The organism is Occallatibacter sp. (assembly GCF_049802275.1).
Lineage (GTDB): Bacteria > Acidobacteriota > Terriglobia > Terriglobales > Acidobacteriaceae > Telmatobacter.
The window spans coordinates 57302-66234 of record NZ_JBARMD010000666.1 but is presented as its reverse complement, the minus strand read 5'-3'; the positions used below and the strand labels follow the sequence as shown (position 1 = coordinate 66234).

General features: G+C 56.7%; 3 protein-coding genes. 1 reads left to right on the top strand and 2 read right to left on the bottom strand.

Going from position 1 to position 8933, the window contains the following annotated elements; all coding sequences use genetic code 11:
- Positions 1-72: 72 nt before the first annotated feature.
- A complete protein-coding gene (locus WA354_RS22550) occupies positions 73-603 on the top strand; it encodes a hemerythrin domain-containing protein (protein ID WP_472815273.1) in 531 nt (176 codons plus the stop codon).
- A 128-nt stretch (positions 604-731) separates the two neighbouring features.
- Here WA354_RS22550 and WA354_RS22545 read toward each other — a convergent pair whose 3' ends face one another.
- Both WA354_RS22545 and WA354_RS22540 read right to left on the bottom strand, forming a co-directional pair.
- Positions 732-2345, bottom strand: coding sequence for an ATP-binding response regulator (locus tag WA354_RS22545; RefSeq protein ID WP_472815272.1), 1614 nt, complete (start codon positions 2343-2345; stop codon positions 732-734).
- 32 nt (positions 2346-2377) lie between these two features.
- The gene (locus WA354_RS22540; protein ID WP_472815271.1) at positions 2378-8683 is read right to left on the bottom strand and encodes a HAMP domain-containing protein; all 6306 of its coding nucleotides are present in this window, start codon (positions 8681-8683) and stop codon (positions 2378-2380) included.
- Between the last annotated feature and the right edge of the window lie 250 nt (positions 8684-8933).

Here is an 8933-nt window from a genome sequence, read left to right as displayed (position 1 = left end):
CAGGGTGCCTAAGTACGAAATAGCCGGCGAATGAACGACAATCATAGAACGGAAGAAATTGAGGCGAATGCAATGGCGATTCAGATTGGCGCAAAGCCCGACAGTGGTTTTGATGATCCGATTGGCATGCTCAAGGATTGCCACAGAAGAATTGAGAGCTTCCTTGGCATGCTTTGTGTTGTTGTTGAACGCGCACAGGGAAGGGAACTGACTGTGGATGAGCGTCATGCAGTTCAGGCTGCGCTCCAGTATTTCCGCACTGGAGGGGCACGACACACGATGGATGAAGAGGAGTCGCTCTTTCCCAGGCTGCGCAAATCCGTAACAGAGTCTCTCAAAGAGATCGATAGGCTCGAGGCCGATCATCACGAAGCAGGCGAACTGCATGGATCGGTCGAGCTTCTCTATTTGCGCTGGATCGAGTCGAACACCTTGGGATTCGAGGAAAAACAGCAACTCCTCTCCCAGACAGCGCGCCTCAAGCAACTCTACGCCGACCATATCCAAGTCGAGGAAACGATTGTCTTCGCTCGGGCGATCGAGGTGCTGGACAGCCACGCCATTGCGGCAATCGGAACTGAATTTCGCTTTCGGAGGAAGTAGGTTGACGAGGCGTAAATCTCAGCTGGCTTGCAAGCCGATTCCCTAACAACCACATCCTATAAGCAGTCCGCTGTACATAGATTCCCCCGAGCCAAGTTTCCTGTCATGGATTGCCGAACGATTGCGCACTATGCGTGCTGCATCGCTGCGCCGTAGCCGTTGGGGGTGATCTCGATTCCCGGCGAGGTCACCTCGCTGGCATTATTTCCGATCAGGTTGAAGGCGGCGCTGCTGGGCAGGAATACACGGAAGCAGGTGCTGCATCCATCCTTGGTTCGAAAACTTCGAAATGAAATGCGCCCCTCGTATTTCTGCACGATTCCTTTGCTGATCCAGAGCCCAAGGCCGGTGCCTTTTGTGGACTTAGTGCTGAAGAACGGTTCAAAGAGCTTTCCTGAGTCCTGTGGGTTAATTCCAAGGCCTGTATCCACGATCGAAACGCTGACGCCGCGGCGCATCAGTTGCCAGTCACAGGACTCTCGCACCGAGAGCCGCAATTCTCCGCCGTTCGGCATAGCCTGGATAGCATTGCCGATCAGGTTGAGGAAGACCTGGCGCAGCTCGACGGGAAATCCATGGACTAATCCCGGTGTGAAATACCTCTTGCGCAAGCGAATATGGCTGGTTTGCAATTGACGCTCCTGCAGTCCGACGACGTCGTCGAGTAGTTCGGTGAGCATCACCGCAATTGGTGTTTTCGATTCTCGGTAAAAACTAAGCGTCTGCCGGGTGATGTGCGCAACCCGCTGCAATTCCTGTTCGGCCATAGCAGCGCAGTGCCGCGCCTCGTCATCGAGCGACGGGTGATTACGAATCAGGAAAAAGATGTTGGTTATCGCCGCGAGCGGATTATTGATTTCGTGGGCAATAATTCCCGCAACGCGACCCATGGCTGCCAACTTCTCCGTCTCGCGTAGCGCCTCTTCAGCATGCAGTTGCGCCGTGATATCCCGGTTCACTTCGAGGACTGCATCACCTTCCTGATTCATGATCTTTCGGCAGGCAACGATAACGTCGGAACCATCCTTCTTCTTCTGGAGAAGATTTCCATGCCAGACTCTGCCATCGCGCAACGCGGTCTCAATCTCTGCACGCGCTACGGGAAATATTGTGCGCAACACCGAATGAACGTCCTTGCCAATGATCTCTTCGCGTCGCCAGCCGTAGAGGTTCTCAGCTCCAGCATTCCAGAATAGGATTTCACCGCCGATGCTGCGTTCCATGATCGCCTCAGTGGCAAGATCCAGCAACTTCGCGCGCGTCCGGAACTGCTCCTCTCGGTGCCGCAACTCATCTGTGCGCTCTGCGACGCGTTGTTCTAATTGATTATTCAGTGATTCGAGCATGCGAGTTTTTCGATGAAGCTCGACAAAAATGCTGATCTTTGCTCGCAATACCTCGGGCACGACTGGAACCGATATGTAGTCGACTGCACCACTGCGGTAGCCCTGGATCTTGTCGGAGTCGGTGAGATGAACGCCGGAGATAAAGATGATCGCAGTCTTCTGGAATCGCGGGTGCTGACGAATCACGTCGGCCAGCTCGAATCCGTCAAGTTCGGGCATGCTCACATCCATCAGAACCACGGCAACGTCATTCTTCAGCAGAACGTTAAGTGCTTCACTGGCAGAAGTCGCCTTGATGAGGTTCTCCCCGAGCTCCGAAAGGATGACTTCGTAGCTAAGGAGTTTAGCCGGCTGGTCATCGACCATCAAGATGTTGACTTTTGAGTCTACGTTCATCTAGTTCTCTCCAAGCCCTCTGCCGCGCGCAGCTAGCGGTGTAGCCACATGCGCAGAGCGGAAAGCAGTTGTTCAGTATTTACCGGTTTGGCGAGATATTCCGAGGCGCCGGCCTCGAGACACCTCTCGCGATCGCCCTTCATGGCTTTCGCCGTCAGCGCAATGATGGGCAGGCGACGCAGGGAGGAATTCTGTCGAATGACCTGCATGGTTTCGTATCCGTCCATCTCCGGCATCATGATATCCATCAGGACGATTGCCAGGTCGGGCGTGGTTTCGATTGTCTCGATTGCTTCACGGCCTGTACCTGCCGAGAGCACAGTCATACCGCGCCGCTCGAGCACACTGCTCAAAGCGAATATGTTGCGCACATCGTCGTCGACGACCAGCACTTTTCTTCCGGCCAGGGCTTCATCCGATTGATGCAGTCGATCGATCATCTGCTGCTTGGTTTCTGGCAGATCAGAAACCACGCGATGCAGGAACAGGGCGGTCTCGTCTAACAAGCGCTCTGGCGATTCAACGTCCTTGACCACTACGCTGCGGGCCAAAGTGTGCAGCTGCGCATCTTCTTCGGCCGATAGCTCTCTGCCTGTGAACACCACCACAGGCAGGTCCCGCAGCCTCCCGTTGCTCTTGATCTCTTCGAGCACTTCGAAGCCTGACATATCAGGCAGACGAAGATCGAGAACGATGCAGTCATACGCGTCGTGTTCAAGAGCCTCAAGCGCCTTCGAACCTGAATCGATGACATCGATATCGATATCCTCGTGCCAGAGTAGTTCGCGCGTACTCAACTGCTCGGCGGGATTGTCTTCGACAACGAGCAACCTCTTGCGTCGCGGCTGTGAGTACTCGCGAATGCGCGCCAAGGCCGCGTTCAGTTCATCGGTCGAGGTCGGTTTAGTTACGAATGCAAAGGCTCCGCGGGAGAGGCCGTGATGGCGGTCTTCATCGAGCGTCAGCATTTGGACGGGAATATGTCGCGTCTTCGGATCCTGCTTGAGATGATTCAAGACAGTCCAGCCGAGCATATCGGGCAGCATCACATCCAGCGAGATAGCGGTTGGATGATACTCGCGCGCCAATGCGAGCGCTTCTGTTCCCGCCATCGCCACCAGGACCTTGAAACCTTTGTCGCGCGATAGATCGCAGAGCACGCGGGCATAGTGCGGATCGTCTTCGACGATCAGCAGCACCGCGTCTCCCTCCTCCAGTGAATTGCGGTCGTCCTCGATTCGCGCTTCCTGCTCTGCTGCTGCGACATTGGAGAGGAACATTGGAACAGTGATCGTTCCTCCGTCTCTCTCCGCTCTGACGACCGTTGACACCGCCGGACCCACATAAGTCTGCGGCAGATAGAGTGTGAACGTGCTTCCCCTTCCGGGTTGGCTCCTCAATTGAATTTCACCACCGAGCAAGTTTGCAAGTTCGCGGCTGATCGCGAGACCTAAACCCGTTCCTCCATATTTGCGGCTTGTGCCTGCATCTGCCTGTTGAAACGCCTCGAAGATGATGCGCTGTTTCTCCGGGGGAATCCCAATGCCAGTGTCGGAAACTTCGAAAGCGATGACTGATCCAGCACCGCTAAGAATCGGGTGGTCCGGTGTCCAGCCGGTGGCCGCCGATGAAACCGAAAGTTTTACCGTGCCCTGTTCCGTGAACTTGAAGGCGTTAGACAGGAGGTTCTTCAGAACCTGCTGCAAACGTTTCGAATCGGTGACCAGGCTGCGGCCCATGCGCGGGTCATTCGTAACATCGAAGGTGAGCTTGCGGTTCTCAGCCTCATGACGGAAGGGTCGTGCAACCGTGTCTAGTAGCATGCCGAAAAAGACCTCTTCCGCATCGACAGAAACGGTACCCGATTCGATCTTCGACAAGTCTAGAATGTCGCTGATCAGGTTCAGCAGGTCAGTGCCGGCGCCGTGAATGGTCCGAGCAAATTCAACTTGCTTTGCATTCAAGCTTCCATCCGGATTCTCGGCCAGCTGCTGGCCGAGTACAAGGATGGAGTTAAGCGGCGTGCGCAACTCGTGCGACATGTTGGCAAGGAATTCAGATTTGTATTTCGAAGTCAGCGCGAGTTCGCGAGCCTTTTCCTCCAGCGCGCGGCGGGCTTGCTCGATTTCCTGATTCTTGCGCTCCACCTCGTAGTTCTGCTCGGCCAACTGCTGGGCCTTCTGCGCAAGCTGCTCGTTAGTCTGCTGCAATTCTTTCTGCTGCGTCTGCAACTCTGTGGCCAATTGCTGCGATTGTTTCAGGAGGCCTTCGGTCTGCATGGTGGCTTCGATCGAGTTGAGCACAATACCAATGGAGGAAGTCAGCTGTTCTAGGAACGACAAATGCGATGCCGTAAAGGCTCCCAGGCTGGCGAGTTCGATGACCGCCTTTACGCGATCCTCAAACAAGACGGGCAGTACGATAACATTTTTCGGAACAGCCTCGAAGAGCCCCGAACGAATAGGCGCTGTTGTCCTAGGCAGTTCCGCAATCAGCATGCGCCGTTTCTCGGCGGCGCATTGTCCGATCAACCCCTCGCCAACGCGCACCTCTTTTAGATAGCCTTCGGGAGTATCGGCATACGTGGAAAGCAAAACAAGACTTCCATCCGATGCGGTTGAGTCGCCGCCCATCTGGTAGATAACGCCTTGCTGTGCATTAATCAGCGGAGCCAGTTCGGACAGCAGCATTCTTCCTACGGTCGCCAGATCGCGTTGGCCCTGCAACATGCCGGTGAAGCGCGCAAGGTTTGTTTTCAGCCAATCCTGCTCAGTGTTGCGATCTGTGGTAAGACGAAGGTTATCAATCATCGTATTGATGTTGTCCTTCAGCTCCGCCACCTCGCCGCGCGCCTCCACTTGGATAGATCGCGTCAAGTCTCCCTTAGTCACAGCTGTTGCCACTTCTGCAATCGCGCGAACCTGGTTGGTAAGGTTATCGGCCAGCAGGTTCACGTTTCCGGTCAGGTCTTTCCATGTGCCGGCTGCACCCGGGACGTTGGCCTGTCCACCCAGGCGCCCTTCTACGCCAACTTCACGGGCCACCGTCGTCACCTGGTCAGCGAATGTCGCCAGCGTATCGGTCATGTTGTTGATGGTTTCGGCGAGCGCAGCCACTTCGCCCTTGGCGTTCACGGTCAGCTTCTGATTCAGCGCGCCGTTGGCAACGGCGGTCACAACCTTCACAATGCCGCGCACCTGCTCGGTGAGGTTGGCCGCCATTACGTTGACGTTGTCGGTAAGATCCTTCCATGTGCCGGCCACACCGGGGACCATTGCTTGGCCGCCAAGTTTGCCGTCGGTACCAACCTCGCGCGCCACGCGAGTGACTTCGGCGGCGAACGCATTGAGTTGGTCCACCATCGTGTTGATGGTGTCTTTCAGCTCGAGAATCTCGCCTTTCACGTCAACGGTAATCTTGCGGCTCAGATCGCCGCGGGCTACGGCCGTCGTCACCTCGGCGATGTTTCTTACCTGCGCCGTGAGGTTACCGGCCATGGCGTTCACTGAGTCTGTCAAATCTTTCCATGTACCGGCGACGCCCGGCACATTAGCCTGACCGCCAAGTCGACCTTCTGAACCAACTTCGCGCGCCACACGGGTCACTTCGGCAGCAAACGATCGCAGCTGTTCAACCATCGTGTTCAGGGTCTCTTTGAGCTGAAGGATCTCGCCGCGAACATCGACTGTAATCTTGCGGCTCAAATCACCGTTGGCAATCGCCGTTGCCACCTCGGCAATGTTTCTCACTTGCGCGGTCAGATTGCCGGCCATGAAGTTCACAGAGTCGGTGAGATCCTTCCATGTCCCGGCGACGCCCGGCACAACCGCTTGTCCGCCGAGCTTTCCATCGGTTCCTACTTCGCGGGCCACTCGCGTTACTTCGCCGGCGAACGCGTTGAGCTGATCCACCATCGTATTGATGGTATTTTTGAGCTCAAGAATTTCGCCCTTCACATCGACGGTGATTTTACGGCTCAAGTCGCCGCGGGCCACGGCTGTGGTCACTTCGGCGATGTTTCTAACCTGTGCAGTCAGGTTACCTGCCATCGAATTGACTGAGTCGGTGAGGTCCTTCCAGGTCCCGGACGCGCCGGGCACATTGGCCTGACCGCCAAGCCTTCCTTCGGCACCCACTTCGCGGGCCACGCGTGTCACTTCGCCGGCGAACCGGTTCAACTGGTCCACCATCGTGTTGATGGTTTCTTTCAGCAGCAGAATTTCGCCGCTCACGTTCACGGTGATCTTCTTTGAAAGGTCCCCTGTCGCAATAGCCGTCGACACTTCGGCGATGTTTCTCACCTGGCCCGTGAGGTTCGAAGCCATGGAGTTCACCGAGTCGGTCAAATCTTTCCACGTGCCAGCAACCCCCGGCACCTGCGCTTGGCCGCCGAGCTTCCCATCGGTACCAACTTCGCGTGCCACGCGCGTCACTTCGCCGGCAAACGCGTTGAGCTGATCCACCATGGTGTTCAGCGTGTCTTTCAGTTCGAGAATTTCGCCCTTTACATCGACGGTGATCTTGCGTGAGAGATCGCCGCGAGCTACGGCGGTCGCCACTTCCGCAATATTGCGAACTTGACCGGTGAGATTTGACGCCATGAAGTTGACGTTGTCAGTAAGGTCCTTCCAGGTGCCGGCCACTCCGGAGACCTGTGCCTGGCCGCCGAGCTTTCCGTCGGTGCCCACTTCGCGGGCGACGCGCGTCACTTCGCCCGCGAACGCGTTGAGCTGGTCGACCATCGTGTTGATTGTGTTCTTGAGCTCGAGGATTTCGCCCTTCACGTCCACCGTGATCTTGCGGGAAAGATCGCCGCGGGCCACTGCTGTTGTTACTTCAGCAATATTTCTCACCTGCGCAGTCAGGTTGCCGGCCATCGAGTTGACCGAGTCGGTCAAATCTTTCCAGGTACCCGCGACACCGGGCACGTTGGCCTGTCCGCCTAAACGACCTTCGGTGCCGACCTCGCGAGCTACGCGTGTCACTTCGCCAGCGAACCGGTTGAGCTGGTCAACCATGGTATTCAGCGTTTCTTTCAGCTGAAGAATTTCGCCGCGCACGTCGACGGTGATTTTGCGGGACAAATCGCCGTTAGCGATGGCCGTTGCCACCTCGGCAATGTTTCGCACCTGGCCGGTTAGGTTGCCGGCCATGAAATTCACGTTGTCAGTCAGATCCTTCCATGTTCCAGCTACACCCGGAACGCTAGCTTGCCCGCCGAGTTTACCCTCCGTTCCAACTTCGCGGGCCACGCGCGTCACTTCGCCGGCGAAGGCATTGAGCTGATCCACCATGGTGTTGATTGTGTCTTTCAATTCGAGAATTTCGCCTTTCACGTCGACCGTGATTTTGCGCGAGAGGTCACCGCGAGCCACGGCGGTTGTTACTTCGGCGATGTTTCTTACCTGCGCCGTCAAATTGCCGGCCATTGCGTTGACTGAGTCGGTGAGATCCTTCCAGGTTCCCGCAACGCCGGGCACAACAGCTTGTCCACCGAGTTTGCCGTCGGTGCCAACTTCACGCGCCACGCGCGTTACTTCCGACGCGAAGGAACGCAGCTGATCGACCATTGTGTTGATGGCTTCTTTAAGCTGCAGAATCTCGCCGCGCACGTCGACGGTGATCTTGCGGGAAAGATCGCCGCTGGCTACAGCCGTTGCCACTTCGGCGATGTTGCGGACCTGTCCAGTGAGGTTCGAGGCCATCGAGTTTACGGAGTCCGTGAGGTCTTTCCAGGTTCCGGCCACGCCGGGCACGACAGCCTGACCGCCGAGCTTGCCGTCGGTGCCGACTTCGCGGGCGACACGGGTTACTTCGGCCGTGAACACACCCAACTGCTGAATCATCGTGTTCACGATATTGGCGGAGCGAAGAAACTCGCCCTCAAGGGGGCGCCCATCGACGTCAAGCCGGACTGTCTGGGTGAGATTGCCCTGTGCCACCGCGGCAATCGCGCGGGTTACTTCAGTTGTTGGCCTAAGGAGATCTTCGACCAGCGTGTTGACTGAGACCTCCATGTCATCCCAAGCCCCACGGCGATGCTCCACGCGGATGCGCTCGCGTGTCTTGCCCTCTTTACCGACTGCCTGACCGACTCTCTTCAGTTCGAAGGCCATCTGTTCGTTCGCGGAAACGATTTCGTTGAAGTTGTCGGCAATTTTTCCTGGGAGGCCGGTCCACGACACCGGAAGGCGCACGCTGAAATCGCCTTCTTTCATGGTTTTGAGGCTCTGCAGGATGGAGGTCAGACACTCCGACATCGGTGGTTCCAACGCGCTGATTGGGTACCGGTTATCTCCATCATGCCCGCTTAGGGGCGGTTCAATGGTCGTCGACAAGTCGGGTGCTCCTCGGTGGGATCTGGCAAATCAGCACTCGTTTTTAGAGCCACGGGCGCCTCCCCTGTTTACCCGTCGAAGCGCACGAATGCTGGATTGCAGCGAAAAGATAGATGCGTTCCCTCAATCGCAGGTTGCCTAGGTTGACTATCAGGCGGGATTTTCGCGAACGTCGGTCACGCGTCGCTGGGCCGCGATGAATCTCACGATCGAGTCGAACGGTGAGGACTTGACCCGCCCAACCGAATCC